Genomic DNA, 23,575 nt, shown 5'->3' with positions numbered 1-23,575 from the left:
GCACGACCCGACCACACCGCAAACACCAACTCGATATCGCAGTCGGTCAGTCAGTCTAGCCAGTGCACGAGGCGTGCTGTGTCGTGTACGGCCAGGGCGCGTTCTTCGAGGCCGTGCGCGTACTGCTGTGCGTCGTCGCTGCCGTGGGTCAGCAGGAGTGCGGACAGGCTGATGAGCCGGGCGCTGCCCAGGCAGGCCGTATCCAGGGCCAGTGCCAGCATCTCGGGGGAGATGTCCTGGGCGTGGAGGACGCCGTCCTTGTAGCGGGCCATGTGGACGAGCCCGATGGGTGTGCTGTGGGTGACCTGGCTCAGCAGCGAGTACGCCACCGGCAGCCAGCCCGGCTCGGGGTAGGGCGCCGCCATGGCCAGGAGCATCTCGTCGATCGGCGGCAGGGGCTTGCGGCCCTTGGATATCGTCTCCGGTCCTTCGAGGACCGTGTCGGGCAGCTGGAACAGTTTCTTGGCGGCGGCGAGGGCCACCCCGTTGCCGGCGAACAGCTCGATCGTCTTCTTCTTGCGGGCTCGGAACTCGTCGAAGTAGCGGGTCGAGCGCTGGACGAACGCGTCTTCGTCGTCGTGTTCCTGGGTCAGCCAGGTGAAGCGGGCGGCTTCCTCCAGCAGCATCCGCGCGCCGAACACCGCGGTGACGGCGGCGTGCTGGTCGTAGGTGGCCATCACGGTGGCGAAGGTGGAGTGGGCTCCGGCGTAGGCCAGCACACTGGCCAGTTTGGGATTGCCGTGGGCCCAGGGGCTCGTGTGCCAGCTGCTCAGGAAGGCGTCGTACTCCTCGGCGGCCGCGACGACGCGACCGGCGTCGGCGATGTCCGGCAGCAGACTTCCGGATGCCACGAGGACTTCGGGGCGAAGACGCAGCTGCTGAGGACGGGTTCTGACCTTGGCGGGAGCGCGGGATACGGCCTTGGGATCGCCCAGGCCGTGCACCGCGCCCGCCGCAGCAACCACCGCTTCCGTCAGCCGCATCGCCTGGCCGAGGAAACCGGCCTGATCGACCTCGGGCGGCCAGCACTCCGGCACCGCCGCGGACACGCCCAGGAGCGTGACGGTGACACCGACGGCTGCGACATGCACGAAGAGCGCTTCGTGATCGGCGCGCAGATCATGGCCGGGGACACCGTCGGCGGCCACGCTGCTCTGCAGCCCCAGCAAGTTGCCGTGGCCGGCGTGTCCCAGCACCATCACGGCACCCCGCAGCCCGGACATGGTCAGCATGCCGCGTGCCGCATCCAGAAGATCCTCGACGCTCCCGCCCACCACCGTGGGCGGGAGCGGCGGGGCGGGGGAAGCCAGGAAGAGGTCCAGCAGTTCCTGCTCATCCGGAAGCGAGGGCGCCGACAGCGCCGCCAGGGACGCTCCTGTCAGGTCGGTGACACCGCTCAGCGGTACGAACCACCGGGCAAGGTTCGGGCAGCTAGCGTCGTGGTCGGCCAGGTAGCCGCAGATCCGGTTGCGCTCCTCCAGCATGCTGCCCACCAGCGCGGCCCGCCGCTCTGCCGGGTCCTGGGCGATCCACTGCCAGCGCAGACCGTCGTCGAACAGACTCCGCGCCAGCGCCCCCACGACGGTGCCGCCCATCCCCGAGCCGAGCAGCGAGTCCGCACATGCGTAACGCCACCGGGCGAAAGGGAACACCGACTCGGCCAGGAACTGGTCGTCCGCCCCGTCGAAGTGGAACACCGCCGGCAGACCGTCAAGATGCAGCCGCAAGGCCCGTGCGGCTGCCCGCAGACGAACGGTCGCGGGATCCGCCTCCCGCCCGTCGGGACGCCTGCCGTCTGCCGTGTGCGGCTGCCCGCTCATCCCCGCCCCTGTCTGTCGTCCGCTTTCTCCATTGTGACGGTGCCCGACGTAGGTGATGGAACGTCACCGTGCCGTTGGCGTGTACGCCGTGACGGCATCGCGGGCGGCATGGCTCGGGTCCGGCCCTCGCACGGGTGTATCCGCCTCCGGTTCCCGGCCGCTCCTTGCTGTTTCACCGCCGATCGTGCGCGGCGGCGCGACGCCGCCAGGCGTCCAGGGCAGGATGCGCCGGTGCGCACGCGGGGCACTGCGGGTCGCGTGCGAGGAGACTGGTGGCGTTGACGTGGGCTGTGAGCCTGAGGAACTGGAAGGTCACGTTGTTGTGCGAGGGTTCCGTCTCCCGCATCGGCTGCTGCATCAGTGTCTTGACTGTTTCGGCGGCGAGGAGGGTCCCTGCCATCGCGGAGGTGAATCCCACCGCGAAGCGGGCCTGTACGGGCTCGGCCTGCCGGCGCAGAGATTCAAGAAGCCGTGTCCCCACCTCGCCGCATTCACCGCGCTCGAGCCAGCGCCGGACCTCGGTTTCCGGGACGCCGGCCTCGGCCGCCAGGGCCCCTACGGCTGCGGTGCCGCCTGCCCGGGTCCGGGCGCGCAGTTCGTCGTCGCCGGTGAGGGCTTCGGGCGGGTTGTAGCAGCGCAGGCAGGCACCGGTGCCGGGCGGTCCGACGCGCAGTGTCTCCGCGCGCAGGTCCAGTGTGCTGGCCGACAGCATCCTGGGTGCGTACCGGTTTTGGAGTTCTGCCCGCGCGCGGTTGGTGTCGACGGCGGAGACCAGCAGGCTCGGGGTGATGCCGAGCCGTTCGAAGCGGGCGTGGTGCGGGTGCCAGACGAGGCCGGCGTCCGCGGCGAGGTGTGCCGCGCAGTGTGCTTTGGACGAGCCGAGATGCTGGTGGCCAAAGGGCGGGCACCGGTTGAGGTTGGTGAGGGTGATGCCTTTGCTGTCGGCATCGGCCAAGGTCACCTCTCCGGTGAGACCGGGGGTTGCCCACAGGGCGTGGACCCAGGTGCTGCCGACAGCGCCCACACCCGCGAGCGCCGTGCCGGACAGGTCCAGGTTCTCCAGCTCGGCCGGAGCGCCCGGCACGGGCGTACGACTCATGGTCTGGCTCCAGCAGTCCCAGCCGTAGGGTTCGGTCGGCGCGGTGTACCGGGGAAGGCGGACGGCCAGGAAGACCTCGGCCACGGCCAGCGTGGCGGCGAGATACGGGCCGAAGGGCAGGGAGCTGGATCCGTACGCCTCGGGGACGGGAAGGGGGCGGCTGCTGACGCCTCCCCACCATCCGTACCCGGCGACGAACCGCGGGCTGCGGTCCTTGGCGCCGTATCCGGACCCGACGACGAGTACGGTGTCCGCCGGTGTTGCGGTGGAAGCCGGTGACACGCGGACGGCGCCAATCACCTGTGCTCCTTGGAGCAGGGCCTCGTCGAGGGGCACCTCGCGCGGCGCCAGGGGCACGATGCGTCCGGCCAGGGGCACGTCCGGCGGGCACACCAGATGGACGGACCGGATCACACCGGCCGCGCGGGCCAGCAGGTTGATCAGCATCCAGGCGGTGTGCTGGTGGCCGGCCCGGTGGGCCGAGCGCGGATCGACGACGACCGCCACGGCCACCGGCTGAAGATCCGTGAACGGCGCGAGCCGGCCTTGGAGATCTCCCTCGTGCCGGTCGGAGATGTTGTCCACGGAGTGCTCCTGTGGTCGATGAGACTGGGGACCAGGCGAAGCACCTGGTGGATCCCGGCGCCGTGCACCCGGGTCCAGCCTTCGGGGCCGCGCAGGTGAACGCCGGCGTGCACGGGGGTGGGCCGGCCGGCGGCATGATGCGGCAGTACGAGGGACAGCGCCCCGTCCATCTGGCTGTAGGCCTGTTGGTCGTCCACCCAGGAGTGGCGGACATGACGGCCGCCGTGGGTGTGAATCTGGGCTAGCCGCACCAGGCCGAGGCGCTCGAAGTGGCTGCCGGCCCGGTTCATGGCCGCCGACGTCACCGTGTACCGGCCGGGACTGGTCGCCGCGTCGGGAACGGTGACGGTGGTCGCGACCCCGTGAAGGACGCCGTCGGCATCGCGGAAGCGGAAGCCGTCGAGGTAGGCCACGCGTTCATGGCCGGGCGGAGCGAGGGCGAAGGCATCGAGCAGTTCGCCCCAGACCGCCTCGGGGATGGACAGCATCAGTGGGGTCCCCTGTAGTTCGGGCTGTCGAGGGCGTCCTGGATCCGGCTGAGTGTCGCCACCAGAGTGTGGTGTCCCTGCCGCCACTGCTGGCCCGCGGTCGGACTGTGTCCGGTGACGTAGTAGTCGAACGTCATCGAGCAGCACACCAACTGCCCCGGCCCATCAGCGAAGGGATAGGCGCCGTGGATCGCGAACCACGGCAGAGGCTCCAGAACGGGAAGCCATCGGCTGCCCGGGGGAGCGGTAGACCACACCGGCGCGGAGGCGTCGGGCGCCGCCCCCGGCGGGCACACGAACACCGCGGTCGGCGGATGCAGGTCGTAGTACTCGGCACCCACCTTCACGTGGAAGCGGTCCCCGCCGTCCGCTGCCCGGCCAGGCCCGATCTCGACCACCACGTGCAGGGGGTCAAGCCAGGTGAAGGTCCAGCCGTGGTGCCGGGCCAGTTCGCCGGCCTGGGCCCGCTCGACGTGGTCCGCGAACACGGCGGCCGCGATCTGCGGATCGGCGGGGGACGGCGAGGACATCACGCCCCGCCGGTTCCGCCGGCGAAGGTCCAGTGCAGGTCCTGGCAGTGGCCTCGGTGGAGGTACTCCTCCAGCGTCAGCGCGGCGAACTGGAACACGTCCTGCCCGTTGTGCCGGCAGACCAGACGATCCTCGGCGTCCCGGGAGCGCCGGAACTCCTCGTACATCGCCGTGATGACCGATCCGACCGTGTCGGTGACCTTGCGCCGGATCCTGATGGTGTCTCCGCTGTCCTTGTTGTCGATGGTCACGACGCGGGTGCGGTCGCGCGAGCGGTCTTCCGCCGCCATGTCCTCGGGAGATCCGTGCGTGGTTGTCATGGGGGGCTCCTGTTTCCTCGCCGCTGACGGCGATCTTGTACGGGCGCTCGTGCCCAGCCATAGCCGAGCCGCCGGGCAGGGGACGACCCCTCCCGAATCGTTTTCATTTACTACAGTGAAACCGTAGCATGTGCTGGCCGGGTAGTGCGAGGACACGCCCGAACGGGTGATCCCCCCGGCGTGGCCTGGCACCTGGCATGCTGGTCAGCTGTGCGACTGGAACTTCCCGGACATCACCCGCTGCTGCGTCGCAACCTCGTCATGCGCGGCGCGGAACCCGGCCGACTCGTCCTGGACGCCCGCCGCCTGATGTTCGCCAGTCCCCTCGACCTGACGGCCGCGGCTGCCGCCATGCACACCCACGCCGCTGCGGGCAGGGAGACCACACTGGTCCTGCCCGACTCCCCGGACGTCACCGCCTACATGCAGCGCATGGACCTTCTCAAAGCCCTGCCGCACGGCACGCGGGTCGAAGGCGATGTTCCCGACGAAACCCGCTACGACCGCTCCACCACCCTGCTCGAAATCGCGCACCTGCAGGCGGACACCGCCGACGTCATCGGCGAAAGACTCGGGCAGATGGCCATCCGCCATCTCGGCCCCCGGGACGGGCGCAGAGTCTTCAAAGGCGTCGGCGAGCTGATCGACAACGCCATCAGCCACGGAGCCAGCACCTGCGGCGCGTTCACCGCCGCCCAGGCCTACAGCGGCAAAACCACCGGATACCGCCGGCTGGAGATAGCGGTCTGCGACACCGGCATCGGAGTCCTCTCCCATCTGCGCCGCAATCCCGACCATGCCCACATCGTCACCAGCGCCGAAGCCCTCAAACACGCCCTGCGGCCCGGCGTCAGCGGAACGCAGGACAAACGAGGCAACGGCCTGCCCGACCTGCTGTCCGGGCCCGGCGGCAGTGCCACAACACGCCTGGTCCTGCGCAGTGGAGACGGCCTGCTGCGCGCCAGCCGGCTCCGCGGATCCGAACTGATCCTCCCCGCCGATACATCCGTCCCCGTGCAGGGAACCTGGTCCTGGCTGAGAGTCTCGTATCGCTCCTGACCGCGCTGTGCTTCAATCAATTAAATGAAACCGCAGAAACGCGAAACGCTGCTCAGCTACCCCGTGAAAGAGCACGGCACGTTTCTCGCCACCCGGGCCAAGGGCGCCGAGACACGCCAAGCCCTGGAAGGGCAACTTGTCGATGCCGTTCCCATCGCCCTGCTGATCATCGACTTCGGCGGCGTCGAAGCGATGACCAACAGTTTCGTCGACGAATTCCTCGGCAAGTTCTATCTCCTGCTGGCCGCAGGAGATATACACGCCGACGGTGTCCGCCTCGCCGGCCTGGACGAAGAAACCCGCGAAGGCGTCACGGTCTGCCTTGAGCGCCGCAAACAGATCGCCGTGGACGGCGACACGTACGAACTGCTGGGCGATGCGGCCCTCCTCACCGACACCTATGCCCAGGCACGCCAACTGGGTGACTTCCGGGCAACCCAGCTGGCGGAGGCGCTGGGTATCTCACTGCCCAACGCCAACAACCGGCTCAAGAAGCTCGTCGAAGCCGGAGCTCTCTACCGCGAGCGGGCAAGCGGCCCGGACCGGGGCGGGAAGGAATACACGTACCGCCAACCCCGCAGTGGCGCCCGTGACTAGTCGTCAACGGCACGCTCGGCCGTCAGAGCAAGCGCCACCTCGGCGGGCGGACGCCGCGTCGCCAGCGCGATCGCGTCTTTGAGATCGGCGGAGCTGGCCAGATCCGGAGACATCCCGCTCAGCCAGACCGTGGGATCGCCCCACGCGTCGGTGCCGTTGCGGTACAGACGGGCGAAGAACGACATCGTGCCGGTGTCGAATCCCCAGTCACTGGCCTCGTCCCACCCTGGCAGCGCCAGCGGCAGTGTGAAGTCCTCGCAGATCCGCGTCCCAGGTGGGAGATAGAGGGCGGTCATCCGGTGCCACCGGCAATGCGCCTCGTCGCCATGCACCAGCACCGTGCAGGCGTCGTGCAGTGCCGGGTTCCCGCGGCACAGCCGCGTGCGCCGGTGCTGCCGGCAGTAGGAATGCCCGTCATGGACCAGGACCCGGCACTGGCCGTCATCCTCTTGCACCGGTGCCATGCAGCGCTGGGTGAGAGACCGTGCGCGATGACGCGGTTCCGCAGTCGCAGAGCCCGACGGCGGGGGATCCGCGAGGTTGCGGTGGATCCGGGCGACGCTTTCATTACGGGCCTGCCCTTCCAGCCGGTAGACCGTGCCGCGGGCTGTGAGACGACGGACGTACTCCTCATGGGACAGGGGCGGACGGAGGAACCAGGACAGCGCGGAATCATCCAGATCATGCGTCACAGGAGGCTCCGTCACGTTCGGCTGCACACGCAGGCAGCGGCCTTCCAACAGCGTCAGCCACAGCTCGAGCATGAGCTCACAGTCGTCGGCGATCGACTGGAACGACCACCTGTCCTCCGCGTCATCGACGGTCACAATGCCGCGGTGTGCCTCTGTCCGCGACCGCTGCTTCGCCCGGGGGCGCAGGCCGTGCAACTCGGAAAGGGCCGTCAGGCCCAGCCCGCCGCCGCGGATGAAGCCCTGCGACAGCACCTGGCGTGCCGCGTACAGGGTGTCGACCGTCCTGCCCACCAGGGGCGCGAGGTCCAGCCGGTCGTCGTAGGTGCGCAGGCACCGGTAGTCGCCGTCGAAGAGGTTGTGCCCGAGGATCAGATCAGCATCGCGCAGAACCGCCGGCAAGTCACCGAGTTGGTCGTCACGCAGTACGTGGAACGCCGTTTGCTGCCACTGACCGTGCCCCAGCGGAACTCCGTCGGCGACCCGCTCGACGACCAGGACACCGACCAGGTCAATGTCCCACTTCTCAGGAAGGGACTGGCCCGCGACGCGGGAGTAGTCGACGTCCACCACAGCGATGGTCGAGGGCAGCGGATCCGGCAGAGGCCCGGCCACCTTGGTCCTGTAGACGGCGGGGAGCGCCCCGTAGCGGTCCGCGGCGACGATCTCGGGGTCGGGCGCGACGATCGGCACCCACGCCGCCATCTCGTCCGGCACCGCGTGGGCGGCGTCGGCGCGGTCGCGCGTGAGCACCGAATGTGCCTGGTAGAAGGCGTATCCGCGCCCTCGCAGATCCATTTCGTCCAGGTCGTCGGCCAGATCCTCGACGGGATAGACCCAGATGTAGACGGGAACTTCCAGATCGGTGCGCAGATACCAGCCCGCTTGCAGGGGCGCCCGAGGCGCATCCCGTCGAGGGACGAAGTCGCTCGCGTACCCTTCGGGGGCCTCGCCCGTCAGTTCAGGGAACGGCTCTCCTCTCTCCGCCGCCGACTCGACCAGACGTCTGTAGGCCCATCCCTTGGACGGCCATACAGGTCCTCCGAGACTGATCTCAGGAGGCCGTGTCGGCGAAGACCTCGGGTCCCTTTTGCTGCGAGACGCCTTCCTCGGCTGCTTGCGCTTCTTCGGCATGGGCGGACCGTAGCAACTGCCTGTGACAACCAGGTCGTGCTGAACAGCTGTCCGGCGCTACGGCACTTCGGCATCGGCAGACGGCGCCCGGTACCGCCGACAGGATGCACAGGCGCGCATGCCGGGGCACACCAGCGGGCTTGCCCGAGAAAGGGGGCCCGGTGGTGGATCATCACCCTGCGGCACTGAGTTCCGCTGCGCACACGTTCGTGGAACCGGTTCTTCAGCGGAGCCAGGGGGACAGTGTGCTGTCCCCCTGTCGGCGGTCTGTCGAGGTCACGGTCGATCGGGGGCAAGGACCGCCCTTGCACCAGGGAGGAGCCAGATGCCCGGGGGAACAGCGGCCGGTGACGGTGCGGACGGTGACGACGGCTTGCTGGAACGAACCGGCCTCAGAGGGAGATCCGGGCCATGCCCGTGAGACGAGATGCCCACCGGCCGCTGCACGCGGGCGGGACGGTCCGCGGACCTGGCACGCGAGTCTTCCTGCCGCGGAGAAAGCGCATGCCGCTTGCGGGCCTTCGCCTTCGACGAGGCCAGATCGCGCCAGTACCGACGGCCGGGCCGCACCAACTGCTCGAGCAATGCTCGATACCTGTGGATCAGTCCCGGGTGGAACGCGGAGGGCGTACCTTCCCGAATGATCCTGTGATGGTCACCGAGTAGGCCCGCGTTGGCGCGCGGGTCGGGAAGGTACGTCCGTGCTCAGCGTAGTCACCGAGGATGGCTCCACCCAGTCCGGTTCCCTGATCGACGAGATCGTCCGTGAGGGCGCCCGGCGGATGCTCGCCGCGGCACTGGAGGCAGAAGTCAAGCAGTACATAGCCGAGTTGGCTGCCGAAACCGATGAGGCAGTCCGACGGCTGGTGGTCCGCAACGGCCATCACCGGCCCAGGACCGTCGTCACTGCCGCCGGCCCGGTCGAGGTGCGGGCACCGCGGGTGAACGACCGCCGCGTGGACGAGGCCACCGGCGAGCGCGAGCGGTTCTCCTCCAAGATCCTGCCGCCGTGGTGCCGCAAGTCGCCAAAGATCTCCGAGGTGCTGCCTCTGCTCTACCTGCACGGACTGTCGTCCGGGGACTTCGTGCCCGCGCTGGAGCAGTTCCTCGGCTCGACGGCCGGTCTGTCGTCGGCAACGGTGACCCGGCTGACACGGCAGTGGGGCGATGACCATGCCGCCTTCCAGACCAGGGACCTGTCGGACCGCGACTTCGTCTACGTGTGGGCCGACGGCGTGCACCCCAAGGTGAGGCTCGGGCAGACGCACTCGTGCGTACTGGTCCTGCTCGGCGTCCGCCTGGACGGCACCAAGGAACTGATCGCGCTGGCGGAGGGCATGCACGAGTCGACCGAGTCGTGGGCGGACCTGCTGCGTGACTGCCGCAGGCGTGGCATGCGCGACCCCGAGCTGGTGGTCGGCGATGGAGCGATGGGCCTGTGGAAGGCGCTGGCCGAGGTCTTTCCGGCCGCCCGTCATCAGCGGTGCTGGGTTCACAAGGCCCGCAATGTCACCAACTGCCTGCCGAAGTCCGCACAGCCGGGCGCGACGAAGGCGATGCGGGAGATCTACAACGCCGAGGACCGCGCCCACGCCGAGAAGGCGATCGATGTGTTCGCCCGCACCTACGGCACTAAATGGCCCAAGGCCGTCGCGAAGATCACCGACGACCGGGAGGAACTGCTGGCGTTCTACGACTTCCCTGCCGAGCACTGGATCCACCTGCGGACCACGAACCCCATCGAGTCGACATTCTCCACGGTCAAGCTCCGCACCAAGGTCACCCGCGGGGCCGGCAGCCCCGCCGCCGCACTCGCGATGGTGTTCAAGCTCATCGAGTCCGCCCAGGCCCACTGGCGCGCGATCACCGGCGCCCACCTGGTGCCCCTTGTCCGTGCGGGAGCCAAATTCGAAAGCGGTGTGCTGGTCGAACGTGGCACGGTGGCGGCATGAACCCGCCGCCCCTGTCTCGGACGTCCCCTCACCGCGGTCAGGTAATTGTCCTGACCGGGCCGCCCGGAGCCGGCAAGAGCACCGTGGCGCAGCTGCTGGCAGATCACCTGACTCCCAGCGTCCACCTGCACAGCGACGATTTTTGGCGCTATATCAAGCAGGGCTGGATCGCGCCTTACCTGCCCGAAGCACACGAGCAGAACCAAGTAGTCCTGCAGGTACTGGTCTCAGCAGCGTTCGGCTACGCCGAGGGCGGATACCACGTGATCTGCGACGGCATCGTCGGGCCCTGGTTCATCGACCTCTTCCGCGTGACGGCTCGGGAGCGGGCCCTGCCGCTGAGCTACGTCATCCTTCGGCCGGACCAACACACCACACTGGAACGGGCAACGAGCCGGGCCGACGACGCTCTGACCGACCCCGAGCCGATTCGCTCACTGCACGACCAGTTCAGCAACCTGGGTCTCTATGAGGCCCACGTCCTGGATTCCACCACCCTGACCGCTGAGGCAACCACCGACAGCATCCTGCAAGGCGTCGCGAGGGGCTCCTACCTCCTCAACTCAAGCGACAGCACCACCGATGCGAACGACTCGATCCACAACTCTTGACAATGGCTCGGCTGAGCCGTAGGGGTGGGCATGAGTGATAGCCAGGTCACGATCAAGCTGTCGAGTGACGAGGCACTGGTGTTGTCGCACTGGCTGGAGAAACTCCAGATGACGGACCTCGGCCAGGTTGTCGACGATCCGGCGGTGTGGGCGCCGATCCATAGGATCGCTGGAACGCTCGACAAGATGCTTCCTGAGCTGTTCGCATCCGACTATGACGAGCGGCTTGAGGCGGCTCGTCAGAGGCTTCGGCCGGAGGACTGATCGAGTGGTCTGAACTCCTCACCTGGCTGTGGCGGGTTGGGGTTCGTAGAAGGTGCCGTCGCGGAGCATCGCGAAGAGGACGTCGGCCCGGCGTCTGGCGAGGCAGAGCAGGGCCTGGGTGTGGTGCTTTCCCTGGGCGATCTTCTTGTCGTAGTAGGCCCGCGATGCGGGGTCGCCCAGAGCGGCGAACGCAGAGAGGAAGAAAGCCCGTTTGAGCTGCTTGTTTCCCCGCCGGGAGGGCTGTTCGCCGCGGATTGCGGAGCCACGAAAACGGTAACGGGGGGGGAGCCGAAGGGGGAACGGCAGTGACCATTGATGAGCTGAGTCCGGGCAGCGTGCGGGACTCGATCGATGCTGCAGCCTAGTCAGGCGGACTGGTCGCCAAGGAGTTGGGACCTTGAGGGCAGCCTCGCATACGACGCAGCCTCCAGCATGGCCGGCTTGATGAAGAGGCACGGGCGAATACGATCAAGGTCGGCGCGTTGCGGTCAGCAGCTGTGTGTCCGCGGTGCGCGGTCCCTGGACTGCCGACGGCAGCATGTCAAAGCTGATCCCGGTGAATCCGGCCTCGTCCAAGACCTTCACCCAGACGTGTTCCTGGAGCACCCACCGGTGCATCGTGGTTGCTTCCCCCTCCGGAGTCCTTGCCGGGACAGAGGCGGCCACGACGTCCGGCTGCGCGTGGGCGCCGCCCACGTAGTGCGCAAGGGTGGAGAACACCAGCCGTCCGCCTGGCCTGAGAGCGAAGACCGTCGCAGGCAGCAGCTCACGGGGATCGGTGAAGTCGAGTGCGCCGAAGACGCTGTAGAGCACGTCGTAGGTGTTGGCCGTCGCCTTCAGATGCGACAGGGCGTCACACGACACGATGCGCAGACGGGGTTCGAGGTGGACGAACAGGTCGGCAGCCATCTCGTGCTGTCCTGGCGAGGCATCGACAGCGTCGACGCGGGCCGGCTTGTGATGGGCGGCGTGCCGGGCGGTTCCGGCGCCGAGGTCGCCGACGATGTGGCCGGAGAGGTCTCCCCGGATCTCCGGGCCGGGCCCGGTGCCCTGGCTCAAGACCCAGCGAAAGGTGTCGGGAACTTCCCGGTCGTGCTGGGCGCGGGTGCGGCCGTAGTGGTGCCAGAGGTCTGAGGAGACGGCTGTCACTCGCACCATCCTGGCGCGCGGGGCCCGGCGCTGAGCCGGTTCCGGGGAATCTCACCCCGACGCACCCTTCGGCCAATGCGAGTCGTCGCCGGGTGGCAGGGGCCGCACCCGGCGGCGTCCGTCCACAGCGGTAGGTCGACGTCACAGCCGTTAGTCGTAATGACGGTCGGCGTCTTCATCAAACGAAAACGCGCCGACCCTGCGTGGGGTCGGCGCGCGAGTAGCGCTGGTGCTCCTCCTCTATGGGCCAGGGGAGGAGCGGCGACGCTTCTGTTGGTGAACGGACTACAGCTCGGCTGAAGGTGAACGAGCCAGGCTGACGAAGGCGGACCAAGCCCCGGCGGGCACGACGAGCGCAGGTCCTGCCGTGTTCTTCGAGTCTCGTATCCCCACCTCGGCGTTCAAGTCGGCGACCTCGACGCAGTTGCCCCCTCGGGGGTGCTGTAGGAGGACTTGAACCAGGCTCCCTCGGGGGCAAGGTCGGTGGAGACGGTGTGCTGACGGATCATGTCTTCTCTCGCTTCAGTGTCTCAACGAATGTGGGGGTTTCCTCGGGCGGTTGTGCCGAGGCGGTCATGGTGTTGAACCAGCGGGTGAACCGGGCGACGGTGGCAGGCCTGTCGGACATCGACATGGCGCTGCCCAGGCCGGTGTCGACCTGCACGGTGGTAGGGCGGTCTCCGCCGAGGTCGAGGATGGTGAAGTTGCTCCAGAGGCGTTTGACCGGAGCGTCCGTCAGCAGCACCTGGATCGTGACGTTTGGTAAAGCGGCCATACGGAGAACCTCGTCGTACTGGTTTCGCATCACCGAAGGGCCGCTGGCAGTAGCGCAGATCCTCGTAGGATCACTCACGTCCTCCGAGGCATCCCGAGCGCGGTGGCCCTCCTCTAATCGCCAGAGGAGGGCCACCGTTCGGTTGTGCTGGTAGATCAGGCCGAGAGGCTTTGAATGAACGAGGTGAACGCGGCTCCCGAGACGAAGACGGCTGGGCCGTCTGTGCTCTTCGTGTCGCGCACGCCAACACCGTCGGCCTGGGCCGCGATCTCGACACAGTTGCCGCCGTCCTGGCTGCTGTAGGACGACTTGAACCATGTGCCCTCCGAAGCGATGCCGGTGGAGCGGATGGTTGTACCCAATCGAGTCATTTCCAGAGTTCCTCTTCGAGTTTTTTCAGTATGCGCGGCGTCTCGGATGGCCCGGGAGCCGCCTTTGCCATCGCGTCGAACTGCCTGGCGAGCAGACCGACATCGGCTGGCTTGGAGAACATGGTCGTTGATCGGTAGCCGTCGGACTGCACTACTGAGTCCAGCTCCTCGAACTCCAGAACCGTAAAGTTCCAACCAGCGCGGTAGATCGCCAACTGTTCAGGGATGATCTGGACGTCAATGTTGTCCAGATCACACAGGTGGATGATCTCCGCGTACTGTGCGCGCATCACTTCAGGGCTGCCGACGCAGGTCCGAAGCGTGTTCTCCGTCAGGATGATGTGGACTTCACGGTCCTCCGCGACTAGGAGTTGCTTCCGCTGCATGCGGGCCTGGATGCTGCGCTCCACGGCCTCCGAGGTTCGTTCTTCGACGACCCTGGCCGAGTTCATCTGGGCCGCTGCGTAGATCTCAGCTTGAAGAAGGCCGTGGACGGCGTTGTTCTCGAAGCCTCGGATTCGTGTGGAATCGCGCTCCAAGCCCAGGTAGCGGGGCATGCCTGAGGGAAGGAAGGCTCGGTACGAGGTGACTGGGTCAACCTTCAGCGAGTCCAGTTGCATGCGCTTGAGGTCGTCGCGCTCATCGACGTCGGTGACGCCGTACTCGTTGAGTAGAGCTTCCAGATCGGCCAGCTTGGGGAGCGGGATTTCCCCTGCTTCGACTCGGCTGAGTTTCGATCGGGAGAACGCGAGCCGGGTGGACACGGCTTCAGCGGTCCATCGGGACGAATCACCCCCAGTGGCTTCAGTCGATGTCTTGCCCCGCTCGCGTAGCGCGCGGAGTTCCTTGCCGAGCGCTACGCGCATGTATGTCGAGCCTCGTCGTGCGGCCACAGGTTTCCTCACTTCAGTCTCCTGCTGGCTGTCCGAAGTCTCCTGTCCGTCGACAGTTGGAGTCTGTCCATCGGCAGTGCTCGTCAGCCAGTCAGATCCTGGGTGCTGTCCGGAGTCTGGCATGGCCTGTCCTCCGTGCAACATCCCCTGTCGGTTAACTGGCAATTGCCAGTTCACGCCTCTTCGGATGTTCCCTTGAATGTTAATTAGGGCGTGCAGCACTCTAGTTGGGCGCGCCGGATCGGACGTCACGTTCAGGACGGGGCGTTTGGTGAGCGCCTTCGTGTGACGGGCTGGTGAGCGGCCCAGCGAAGATCCGCGCCTCGCGTACGGCTCGGCCTCCGCTGGAAACCGCTCGCCCCCGTGGGCGTGGACAGCGGGAGTGCCAGGCCGGGCCGTACGCGCCACTGTTTCACGACGAGACGGAACAGGTGACGATCATGCCCCCCATAGCCGCTGGCCACGTGGGCCGAGCAGCCGCGTGTCCCACGTACGTAGCATCCGTCGTTCCGATCCATGGGGCCGGCGGAGTCGCGGGCCTGGCACCGGCTGCAGCGATTGTTGGGGCGGACGCCGCCGCAGGCTCCTGTCTCCGCGTGCGCCCCGGGTTTGACGTGTCGTTCGAGCGGGACGAGGGCTCCACGGCCGGGTCCATCGCCGAAAGGGATCGAGCTGTGCCGGGTCGCGCGCGGTTCATCGTCCGGGCCGGGCTGCGGTATTGGGGCCGGCCGGGTTTGATCGCGTCCGCTGATCTGCTTGTCACGGAGCTGGTCACGAATGCGTTCGAGCACGGGCTGGGTGATGTGGGCCTTCGCGTATACCTCACCGACACGCATCTCCTGATCGAGGTACGCGACGGCTCCCATTCAGCCCCCGTGCTGCGCGAGGTGACTGCCGATGACGAGCATGGCCGCGGCCTCTTCCTCGTCAATGCGGTCGCCGATGCCTGGGGTGTCAGCTCTGACGGCATGACGACCTGGTGCTCCCTCCCTCTTGTGAGAAGGAACGACGACATGGAACACGGTGGTGTCGCTGTGATCCCCGATCTCGGGTGCGCAGAGACCAGTTGGATCCAGAAAGTGGAGTTCCGGGCGGACCGCCACGTCGTCGGCAACGCCTACCGCTACACCCGACTGTACCTCTACGCGTACCTGCCCCCGGAGCACGGCTTCGTGGACATCGAGGATCTGGCCACGATCGGGCGTGTGCTGATGGCCAACGCCGTCGCGCACACCTGCGTGCCCGAGTACGCCCAGTTCACCATGCGGTGGGCGCTGCTCCAGAGCGGGGAACTCGTCTTCCAGGTGCACGACAGCCGCACCGAATTCCCGGACTTCGACAAGGCCGTGAGCTGGGAACCGGCCGAGGGCGAGCGACCCCGTGGCCTGTGGACCGCCCGTCGGCTCGGGGCCGAGATCTCCTACGCCCCCACGGCCGAAGGAAAGATCGTCCAAGCCCTGATCAAGCCCCGCGCACTGCCCGTCTGACCCCTGCCGAACACCGTCCCCCTGACTGGCCGTCGGGGTGCCGTGCGCCTTGCCTCCCCCGTCGAGGCCCGCGTCCCGGCGGCCAACTCCCCTCTGACCGACTCTCCTTGAGGTCCCGATGTCCCCATTACGGGCGCTCGTGCCCGGTCCCAAGACGTTAGTCCCGCTCGCCATCGGACGAGCGGGTGTGGTGGGAGCCACCTCGAAGTGTCCTCGCAGGTACGGGATATGCCGATGAGCGCCGCTCTTCAGCCCCAGTTCCATCCGGCCGGGTTCGACGACGCGCTCCGTACGGCGCTGGACGATGTCCGCGCGGGCCGGTGGCGTACGACGAGCGAGTTGCTGCGGGACTGCCCGACGTGGAGGGTGCGGACCTCGCGGAGTCAGGTCGTGGCGGCGGCTGCGGCTCAAGGGGACGCGGTCGAGGCGTGGTTGCAGGAGGAGCCGGGCGCTGACGCGGTAATGATGTGGGCGCGGGTGAGGGTGCAGCGGGCGCTGAACGCCCACCACGCCGAGCAGCACGATGTGGGAGTGCTGGTGGATCGCGCCCGGGCGGCATGCTGGGAAGCGGCACGGTACTACCCCGATGATCCGGTGCCCTGGGTGTGCCTGCTCGTGCTGGCGCAGTTGGACTGGCCGGATGAGAAGCGGCGCCGGTACGAGCACCGCATGCCGTCCCCGGAGTACATGCTGCCGTCCGGCCCGTGGGGTCTGTTGCACGAGGCTGACCGGCGCGATCACGGTAACCGTGAGGCGTGGCATCGCATGGTCCAGGCGATCCAGGCGTACGGGCAGAACGCCTTCGACCTGGTGCGGTGGGTGTCGAGCTGGGCGCCGGAGGGCTCGCCACTGTTGCTGCTGCCCCTGTATGTGCACGCCGAGCACTACGCACGGCAGCGGGCGCTGGGGAAGGTCACCTCGTTGTACTGGACCACGGACCCGATCTCGTACTACACGGCGCGGGCGTTCGACCGGTGGTTCAAGCATGCGGACCGGTCTTCCTGGTCGGCGCTGGACCTCAATGTCCTGGCGCAGGCGCTGTTCTCCAGTGGGTTCATCCCGCAGGCCGGCGTGGTCTTCGAGGCGATCGGGCCGTTCGTCACCCCCGAGCCGTGGAGGCACGTGGCCGACGTGCCGGAGCGGTGGCTGGAGCAGTTCGAGCACGCACGCGACCGCTGTCTTCCGGTCAGGCCGAGTGGGCGGCTGCACGCGGCGCGACGCCGGTGACCGGCCGCCGAAGCACCTGCCGGGCCCCACCCCGCCGTCGCCCCCACCACGGCCCAGGCCCAGAGCGCCGTAGGGCCTCGACACTCCAACTTCCCCGTGCCTGGAGGTACTTCCGTTGTCTTCCGCAAGAACCGCCCATCGCGTCCAGAGCGATGAGGACACCGTACGGAGGCTCGGCTACGAGCCCCAACTGGCCCGACGCATGGGCCCGTTCGGGAATTTCGCGCTCAGCTTCTCGATCATCTCGGTGTTGTCCGGGTGCATGACCTTGTTCGGGTTCGGGCTCATCACCGGCGGTCCTGCTGTCATGTTGTGGGGGTGGGCCGCGGTCGGCCTGACCGTGCTGTGTCTGGGTGCCGCGCTCGCCGAGGTCACCAGCGCCTACCCCGTCGCCGGCGGTTTGTTCTTCATGGCCGACAAACTCGGCGGCCCCAAAGCGGGATACATCACCGGCTGGTTGAACCTGCTGGGCCTGCTCGGCGGTATGGCCGGCGGGAGTTACGGCATGTCGCTGTTCGTCGGCGCCTGGCTGAACCTCCAGTGGGGCTTCACCCCCACCCCCGGCAAGACGATGGCCATCTGCGGCGTCATCCTGTTGCTGCTCGCGGTGCTCAACCTGTTCGGGGTGCGGCTGGTGTCCGTCTTGAATTCGGTCAGCGTGTGGTGGCACGTCGGCGGCGTCGCGGCGATCGTCGGTGCCCTGGCCCTGGTCCCCGCCCACCATCAGTCGGCGAGCTTCGTGTTCACCTACTTCGCCAACACCACCGGGTGGGGCAACCCCCTCTACGTGATCGCCCTTGGCCTGCTGCTCGCGCAGTACACCTTCTGCGGCTACGACGCCTCCGCCCACCTCTCGGAGGAGACCACCAAGGCCCAGATATCTGCCCCCCAGGGCATCGTGAAGTCCATCTTCTGGTCCTGGATCGTGGGCTTCGTGCTGCTGGCGGGGATGCTCTTCGCGATCCAGGACTACGCCGGCACCGTGGGCAGCGCGGTGCCGCCCGCGCAGATCTTCCTCGACGCCCTCGGCCTGACCGGCGCCAAAGTCCTCCTGCTCGTCGTGATCGTCGCCCAGTTGTTCTGCGCGAACGCAGGCCTCGCCTCCGCCTCAAGGATGGTGTTCGCGTTCTCCCGCGACGGCGCCCTTCCTTTCTCCTCGACCTGGCGGCGGCTGTCCCCCCGCACCAAGACCCCGGTCCCGGCTGTGTGGCTCTCGGTGGTCGTCCCGTTCTGCCTGGCACTGCCTTCGTTGTACTCCCTGACGGCGTACTACGCGGTCACCGCGATCAACGTCATCGGCATCACCCCCGCCTACGCCATCCCCGTCTACCTGCGCCTGCGCAAGGGAGACGACTTCGAGCCGGGCCCCTGGAGCCTGGGCCGCTGGAGCAAACCCATCGGCTGGACAGCCGTCATCTGGGTCGCCTTCATCACCGTGATGTTCTGCCTCCCCCAGGTCTCCCCGGTCACCCAGGACTCCTTCAACTACGCCCCCGTCGCGCTCGCGGCCGTACTGGTCCTGGCCAGCATCGGCTGGCTGACCTGGGGGCGGCGCAGCTACGGCATCCCCGAGTACGGCACCGAAGGCGAGCGCGACCAGATGGGACGGGACCTCGTATGAACCAGATCCCTCCCCAGCAGGAGGCCCCAGCAGCTTCCGACTTCGAGACGCTGCTCGGCCTGGTGGAAGGCGACACGGTGAAGACCGTGTTGCTGGCCGTGCCCGACATGCAGGGCCGCCTGACGGGCAAGCGGTTCGACGCCGGCCACTTCATCGATCACGTCGTGCCCAAGGGCAGCGACATGTGCGCCTACATCCTGGCCACCGACGCCGAGATGCGCCCGCTCGACGGCTTCGCCCTGGCCTCCGCCGACACCGGCTGGGGCGACATGAGCGTGCTCCCCGACCCGGACGCCGTCTACCAGCTGGCCTGGATGAAACGCACCGCCCTGGTCTTCGCCGATGCCCTGGCCAACGACGGACAGCCCGTCAGCGTGGCACCCCGGCGGATCCTGAAGCACCAGCTCGAACGGCTCGCCGCCCGCGGCATCACCGCCCAGGTCGGTCTGGAGACCGAGTTCGTGCTGAGCTACGCCGACACGGGGGAGACCGGGCGGCGCGGGGCGCAGCCGGTCGCGAAGCGCAATCTCGACTACGCGCTCGACCACCCGCCGGTGCTCACCCGCTACTTCGACGATCTGCAGGAATCCCTCGCCGGGATGGGCTGGCCCATCGAGGCGATCAAGACGGAAAGCGCCTTGGGGCAGGTGGAGGTCACCTTCCCCTACGGCGATCCGCTGCGCGCGGCCGACGTCCACCTCCTGTTCAAGCACGCGGCCCGCACTCTCGCCGAACAGGCCGGTCTCGTGGCGAACTTCATGGCCGCACCGCAGACCGGCACCGGCAGCGGCTGCCACATCCACTTCTCCCTCCTGGACCGTGACGGCGTACCGCTGTTCGCCGAAACCGACGGACGCATGCCGGACAGGGCCCTCCACGCCATCGCCGGGCTGCTCGATGTCCTGCCGCACCTGGCCCTGCTGTATGCCCCAACTCCCAACTCCTACAGGCGTTTTGTGTCCGGAACGTTCGCCCCGACGACGCTCACGTGGGGCCGCGACAATCGCACCTGCGCCATCCGCGCCGTCGGCCACGGCGACGGCCTCCACCTGGAAAACCGCCTCCCCGGCGCCGACACCAACCCCTACCTCGCGATCGCGGCCGTCCTCGCCGCCGTGCTGGCCGGTCTCGACCACAAGCTCGACCCGCCCCCGCCGTACATCGGCAGCGCCTTCCAGGACGTCAAGGCGCTGCCGGTGCACGGCTCGCTGGAGGAGGCGCTCGCCGCTCTCCGGGACTGCCCGCTGCCCGCGAAAGATCTCCTCACCCCGGAGGTGGCCGCGCACTACACGACCGCGGCCCGACACCAACTCGACCTCTACCGCACGACCGTGACCGACCTCGACTGGCGTCTGGGCCTGGGCCCGGCCTGAGAGCCCCCCGACCCCCGCGCACGGCAGCCCCGTCGTCGCCAACTGCCGCGCGCGGGACCGCACTTCGCCGCCGAGCACACAGCCCCGGCTGTGCTGTCGGTGACGGAGAGGCGGACCCCTTCGTTCCCCGGGACCAGACGGTGGCCCGGGGGACGAAGGGCCGGACGAAGACGACCAACCGATGACTTTCCGACAGGACCATCTGTGATAGACACCCGCTTCACCGTGCTGGACGACACCCAGCGCCATCCCGACCTGGCCAAAGGGATCTCCCTGATCCTTCGCCAGGTGGCACCGACGGTGAACGAGATAACTGGCCTCCCGCTCCCCGCGGAGGTCCGCTTCCGCCTGCTGACCCCGAGGGGGTGGCGGGAGGAGTCGCGCGCGGGCCAACAGCGCATCCTGGCCCGCGACATCGCCGATCTGGAGCTGACCGCACAGGAGATCAGCGGCATTCAGGGCGCGCTCAAGCTCACGGGATTCGTCCCGCTGCTCGTCTGGCCCCTGGTGCTCGCCAGCACGCTGGAGGCCGCCGACGGACTGCATGAGACGGTCATCGCTCCCAGGGCCCTGCACCACGGCGGCCTGCTGAAAGACGAAGCCGCTCTCCACCAGCTCGTCATCCATGAACTCGTCCACGCGATGCAGGCTGAAGCAGGCGCCGGCGCGGTCAGCGCGACCTTCTTCCCCCAGCAGCGGGGGATCTCGGCGATGGGCGTCACGGCGGCCTTCGAAGGACACGCCGCCTGGGCGGACCAGCAGGCCACCACCCGACTGCTCGGGGCACCCGCCGATCACCGCGCAGCGCCGAAGTCCTGGCGCTACCGCCTCCACAACGCACTCCCCGGCATCCGCCGCCTCGGCCCCAGCCCCACCGCGTATGAGCAGCGCTCCCGCCTCATCGCACAGGCCGTCGCTGAACTCGGCACCACCCTGGTCAATCAGATCTGGAAAAACCTCACCCTCCTTCCCGCCGAGGAGGAGATCACCGACCCCGCTGCCTGGATCTACCGCATCGAGCGGGGGCTCGCCCGTGCCTGATCTCCTGCCTCGTTCCGCCGGACTCGACAACTCATGCCGCATGGACCGCATCACCGCCGTCGTGCTGGAACTGCTCTTCGACCTGACCCAGCAGGCCGCCCGTGTCAGTACCGGCCCGCAGCCCTGGGCATCGCTCGCCGCCTACGACACCGACGACTTCGCGTCCTTCACCGGGGGAGGACGCGCATGATCTCTCTCCGCGCCGCCCTGTACGGCCTCGTCGACCGGCCGGAGCCGGAGTCCACCGAGCTGACCGACGCGTCCTCCCGCACCGTGACGCGGCACGTGATCGCGCTCCTGATCCTGTCCTGCGGTCTGCCCCTGATCTCAGAGGCTTTAGTCTCCGGTTCCCTGTACGGCCTGCCGTCGACATGGCCCACACGGGTCGGCTACATGTTCTTCTGGGCCCAATTTGCTGTCGCGGCAGTTGTGTTCGGATGGCTCTCCTGGCTGGTCATAGCCCGCACCCCACTCAGCCGGGTCGCGCCCGGACAGCGTCTGGTCCAGCGCGGCGCAGCCGTCTTTGCCGGAGCGGCGGCCATGTTCGGGACCGCTCCCTTCCCCAGCGCGTTCGCACGGCTCGTCGGCCAGACCGCTCTCCCATGCGGCCTAGCGTGGCTGGCCCTCGAACTGTGCCGCGCACACGGTGTCTCCCTGAGGATCACCCTTCCCCGCACGCCCGTCGAACGGCTCCGTGACTGGGAGATCACATGGTTGGTCTTCCTGGCTTGTCTCGCCGGCGGAGTTGCCTCCTTCCTCCTGCTCCACCTCATCCGCTGGACCGGAATCGACGTGCCGTCATGAAGAGCGGCCAGATGTCCGCCTTCGGCATCGACAACCTCGGGACCCTGACCATCAGCGCCGTCTCCACGGTGGCGTTCGAAGACGTGGTGCTTGTCGCGGCCGCCACCGCACTGCTGACCGCGGTACGCCGACCCGCCTGGCAGATCTACACCCTGGTCTGCGTGCCCGAAGTCCCCCTGCACGCCTACCTCGGACTCCCCGCCATCGGCATGCTCCTCCTCGCCGCAGGCCGCGTCTGGCTGTACCGGCAATACGGGCGTCTCCTCCCCGTCATGGCCGCCCACTTCACCTTCGACCTCGTCGGCGGCTGCCTCATGCTCATTCACGGGCTCCCTTTCTACTACCGGCCTCTCCTGGCCCCTCCGCTCGGCGTAGCCGTCTCCTGGACCGGGGCCCGCTTGGCGAAAACAGCCAAACCCGTTGATCCCGATTCGCCGTCCCCGTCAACTACTTCCGACGGCGGCACTCCGAATTCGACGGCCCATCCGGACGCGGTGAGCATCCAATGACCTTCGCCTTGGTGCCGCGAGTGAGATCCGGCCGCCTCTACAGCCGGATCCGCACCGGCGGCTGGGATGTCGAACGGGCCATCACCACCCCCTTGGCTCCGAGAAACCCGCCTTCCCGATGGCCGCGTCGGTGCGGTCTGTACTCGGTCGGCAGTGCTGGCCATCCCGCTGTCCCTGACATGCGCTTACCGCTACTGCCCCGGAACGAGGAGTCCGCATGACGCCCAAAGTGCTCGTGGTCGCGTCCTGGAACATCCAGAAGAACGGACGTGCTCCGCTCGACGGCAGGGACCATTCCCCTCGCCCGGAGGAGATCCTCGCGGCCTACAAGCCCGACATCGTCTTCCGGCAGGAGCTGAGCGGGGCAGGCGCCCACGGCAAACGCGCCCTGTACGCGGAGGCCCACGCGCTCGGCGGCCTGATCGCGTTCATGGGCGCGGAGCATGCGGGACGCAGCAAGAACCCGGTCGGGGTGATGGCCAACCCGCGCCTCTTCGACATCGTGGCCCACACCAACGATGACCTCGCGTGGAAGCAGATCTGCCACCTCGAAGTCCGCCGCAAGGACTGTCCCCGCACGCTGCACCTCGCCTCGGCCCACCTATGCCACTACGACCCCCATCTGCGGGCCACCGAAGCCCGTCGGCTCACCACGTACGCCGACCACGGCCACGCCGTCCTGATCGGCATGGACGCAACAGCTACCCCCACCGCACCGACGACGAGATCGCCGACCCCATCGACTGGGACACCGTCGAAGACCCCGTCCACTTCCAGCACCGCACCATCGAGCGTGACGGCCGACGCGTCTCCGACACCGTTCCGAGCAAGATCCTCACCGGCGGCGCGAAGCCCGTCTTCACCGATCTCGCCCACCACGCGGCCACCGTTCTGGGCCAGCGCCAGGCACTGACGCCCACTGCCAGTCTCCACCGCACCGACCAAGGCCCCCGGCGGCGTATCGACGTCCAACTCAGCACCCCTGACCTGGCATCAGCCCTGATCGGCTTCGAGGTCATCGACACCGCCGACGTGGAGCGGTGGACCGACCACGCCCTCACCATCTCCCGCTTCGACCTCGCCGCAGTCGACCGCACCCTGAGCACCGCCCGCTGACGAGAGCGAGATCCACCACGCGGCCCCGGCCCCCAACCGCCGGGCAAAGAGCAGCACCCCA

General features: G+C 68.1%; 25 protein-coding genes and 1 pseudogene. 14 read left to right on the top strand and 12 right to left on the bottom strand.

Going from position 1 to position 23,575, the window contains the following annotated elements; all coding sequences use genetic code 11:
- Window positions 1-50: 50 nt before the first annotated feature.
- From OG496_RS00980 to OG496_RS00960, 5 genes are all read right to left on the bottom strand, one after another.
- Window positions 51-1,820: a hypothetical protein gene (locus OG496_RS00980; protein ID WP_405969124.1), complete on the bottom strand. Its 1,770-nt coding sequence runs from the start codon at window positions 1,818-1,820 to the stop codon at window positions 51-53.
- 172 nt (window positions 1,821-1,992) lie between these two features.
- Window positions 1,993-2,919 carry a ThiF family adenylyltransferase gene (locus OG496_RS00975; protein ID WP_405976531.1) on the bottom strand — a complete coding sequence of 309 codons (927 nt, stop codon included), beginning with the start codon at window positions 2,917-2,919 and terminating at the stop codon, window positions 1,993-1,995.
- 440 nt (window positions 2,920-3,359) lie between these two features.
- A complete protein-coding gene (locus OG496_RS00970; RefSeq protein WP_405969123.1) occupies window positions 3,360-3,992 on the bottom strand; it encodes a hypothetical protein in 633 nt (210 codons plus the stop codon).
- Window positions 3,992-4,522: a hypothetical protein gene (locus tag OG496_RS00965; RefSeq protein ID WP_328674929.1), complete on the bottom strand. Its 531-nt coding sequence runs from the start codon at window positions 4,520-4,522 to the stop codon at window positions 3,992-3,994. Before OG496_RS00965 ends, OG496_RS00970 begins: the two co-directional genes overlap by 1 nt.
- Window positions 4,522-4,842, bottom strand: a complete 321-nt coding sequence (locus OG496_RS00960; protein ID WP_328674928.1) for a hypothetical protein — start codon at window positions 4,840-4,842, stop codon at window positions 4,522-4,524. The genes OG496_RS00965 and OG496_RS00960 overlap by 1 nt, the downstream gene beginning before the upstream one ends.
- A 210-nt stretch (window positions 4,843-5,052) precedes the next feature.
- Between OG496_RS00960 and OG496_RS00955 the strand changes: the two genes are divergently transcribed.
- Window positions 5,053-5,901 (top strand): hypothetical protein, encoded by an 849-nt coding sequence (locus OG496_RS00955; RefSeq protein WP_328674926.1) that lies wholly within the window; start codon window positions 5,053-5,055, stop codon window positions 5,899-5,901.
- 24 nt (window positions 5,902-5,925) lie between these two features.
- Window positions 5,926-6,498: a winged helix-turn-helix transcriptional regulator gene (locus OG496_RS00950; protein ID WP_405969122.1), complete on the top strand. Its 573-nt coding sequence runs from the start codon at window positions 5,926-5,928 to the stop codon at window positions 6,496-6,498.
- Here OG496_RS00950 and OG496_RS00945 read toward each other — a convergent pair.
- On the bottom strand, window positions 6,495-8,321 hold the full coding sequence (locus OG496_RS00945) for a hypothetical protein (RefSeq protein ID WP_405969121.1): 1,827 nt from the start codon (window positions 8,319-8,321) through the stop codon (window positions 6,495-6,497). The genes OG496_RS00950 and OG496_RS00945 overlap by 4 nt on opposite strands.
- Window positions 8,322-9,022: 701 nt before the next feature.
- Here OG496_RS00945 and OG496_RS00940 point away from each other — a divergent pair.
- From OG496_RS00940 to OG496_RS00930, 3 genes are read left to right on the top strand one after another with little or no spacing between them, the layout of a single operon-like run.
- Entirely contained in the window at window positions 9,023-10,273 is a 1,251-nt protein-coding gene (locus OG496_RS00940; RefSeq protein WP_405969120.1) for an IS256 family transposase, read from the top strand.
- A complete protein-coding gene (locus OG496_RS00935; protein WP_405969119.1) occupies window positions 10,270-10,884 on the top strand; it encodes an AAA family ATPase in 615 nt (204 codons plus the stop codon). Before OG496_RS00940 ends, OG496_RS00935 begins: the two co-directional genes overlap by 4 nt.
- Before the next feature lie 30 nt (window positions 10,885-10,914).
- Complete coding sequence (locus OG496_RS00930) at window positions 10,915-11,148, top strand: hypothetical protein (protein ID WP_405969118.1); 234 nt, start codon at window positions 10,915-10,917, stop codon at window positions 11,146-11,148.
- Between the two features lie 18 nt (window positions 11,149-11,166).
- Here the strand turns inward: OG496_RS00930 and OG496_RS00925 are convergent.
- From OG496_RS00925 to OG496_RS00900, 6 genes and pseudogenes are all read right to left on the bottom strand, one after another.
- Window positions 11,167-11,421, bottom strand: a pseudogene (locus OG496_RS00925) (IS110 family transposase); the annotation flags it as partial.
- 195 nt (window positions 11,422-11,616) lie between these two features.
- Complete coding sequence (locus OG496_RS00920) at window positions 11,617-12,306, bottom strand: class I SAM-dependent methyltransferase (protein WP_405969117.1); 690 nt, start codon at window positions 12,304-12,306, stop codon at window positions 11,617-11,619.
- A 276-nt stretch (window positions 12,307-12,582) separates the two neighbouring features.
- Entirely contained in the window at window positions 12,583-12,690 is a 108-nt protein-coding gene (locus OG496_RS00915; protein ID WP_405976530.1) for a DUF397 domain-containing protein, read from the bottom strand.
- A gap of 112 nt (window positions 12,691-12,802) precedes the next feature.
- Window positions 12,803-13,150, bottom strand: coding sequence for a Scr1 family TA system antitoxin-like transcriptional regulator (locus OG496_RS00910; RefSeq protein ID WP_405976529.1), 348 nt, complete (start codon window positions 13,148-13,150; stop codon window positions 12,803-12,805).
- A 77-nt stretch (window positions 13,151-13,227) separates the two neighbouring features.
- Window positions 13,228-13,443 (bottom strand): DUF397 domain-containing protein, encoded by a 216-nt coding sequence (locus tag OG496_RS00905; RefSeq protein WP_405969116.1) that lies wholly within the window; start codon window positions 13,441-13,443, stop codon window positions 13,228-13,230.
- Entirely contained in the window at window positions 13,440-14,459 is a 1,020-nt protein-coding gene (locus OG496_RS00900; protein ID WP_405969115.1) for a helix-turn-helix domain-containing protein, read from the bottom strand. Before OG496_RS00900 ends, OG496_RS00905 begins: the two co-directional genes overlap by 4 nt.
- 317 nt (window positions 14,460-14,776) lie before the next feature.
- Here OG496_RS00900 and OG496_RS00895 point away from each other — a divergent pair, with 317 nt between their 5' ends.
- The 9 genes from OG496_RS00895 (at window position 14,777) to OG496_RS00855 (ending at window position 23,311) form a co-directional block, all read left to right on the top strand.
- Window positions 14,777-15,823: an ATP-binding protein gene (locus tag OG496_RS00895; RefSeq protein ID WP_405969114.1), complete on the top strand. Its 1,047-nt coding sequence runs from the start codon at window positions 14,777-14,779 to the stop codon at window positions 15,821-15,823.
- 234 nt (window positions 15,824-16,057) lie between these two features.
- A complete protein-coding gene (locus tag OG496_RS00890; RefSeq protein WP_405969113.1) occupies window positions 16,058-17,050 on the top strand; it encodes a hypothetical protein in 993 nt (330 codons plus the stop codon).
- A 202-nt stretch (window positions 17,051-17,252) separates the two neighbouring features.
- Window positions 17,253-18,671 carry an amino acid permease gene (locus OG496_RS00885; RefSeq protein ID WP_405976528.1) on the top strand — a complete coding sequence of 473 codons (1,419 nt, stop codon included), beginning with the start codon at window positions 17,253-17,255 and terminating at the stop codon, window positions 18,669-18,671.
- Complete coding sequence (locus OG496_RS00880) at window positions 18,668-20,044, top strand: glutamine synthetase family protein (protein WP_405969112.1); 1,377 nt, start codon at window positions 18,668-18,670, stop codon at window positions 20,042-20,044. The genes OG496_RS00885 and OG496_RS00880 overlap by 4 nt, the downstream gene beginning before the upstream one ends.
- Window positions 20,045-20,248: 204 nt before the next feature.
- Window positions 20,249-21,085, top strand: coding sequence for a zinc-dependent metalloprotease (locus OG496_RS00875; RefSeq protein WP_405969111.1), 837 nt, complete (start codon window positions 20,249-20,251; stop codon window positions 21,083-21,085).
- A gap of 40 nt (window positions 21,086-21,125) precedes the next feature.
- Entirely contained in the window at window positions 21,126-21,275 is a 150-nt protein-coding gene (locus tag OG496_RS00870; RefSeq protein WP_405969110.1) for a hypothetical protein, read from the top strand.
- The gene (locus OG496_RS00865; protein WP_405969109.1) at window positions 21,272-21,889 is read left to right on the top strand and encodes a hypothetical protein; all 618 of its coding nucleotides are present in this window, start codon (window positions 21,272-21,274) and stop codon (window positions 21,887-21,889) included. Before OG496_RS00870 ends, OG496_RS00865 begins: the two co-directional genes overlap by 4 nt.
- A complete protein-coding gene (locus tag OG496_RS00860) occupies window positions 21,886-22,398 on the top strand; it encodes a hypothetical protein (protein WP_405969108.1) in 513 nt (170 codons plus the stop codon). The genes OG496_RS00865 and OG496_RS00860 overlap by 4 nt, the downstream gene beginning before the upstream one ends.
- Window positions 22,399-22,615: 217 nt before the next feature.
- Window positions 22,616-23,311, top strand: coding sequence for an endonuclease/exonuclease/phosphatase family protein (locus OG496_RS00855; RefSeq protein ID WP_405969107.1), 696 nt, complete (start codon window positions 22,616-22,618; stop codon window positions 23,309-23,311).
- Window positions 23,312-23,575: the final 264 nt, after the last annotated feature.

Source organism: Streptomyces sp. NBC_00988, assembly GCF_045162645.1.
Lineage (GTDB): Bacteria > Actinomycetota > Actinomycetes > Streptomycetales > Streptomycetaceae > Streptomyces.
This window is presented reverse-complemented; position numbering and strand designations above follow the sequence as displayed.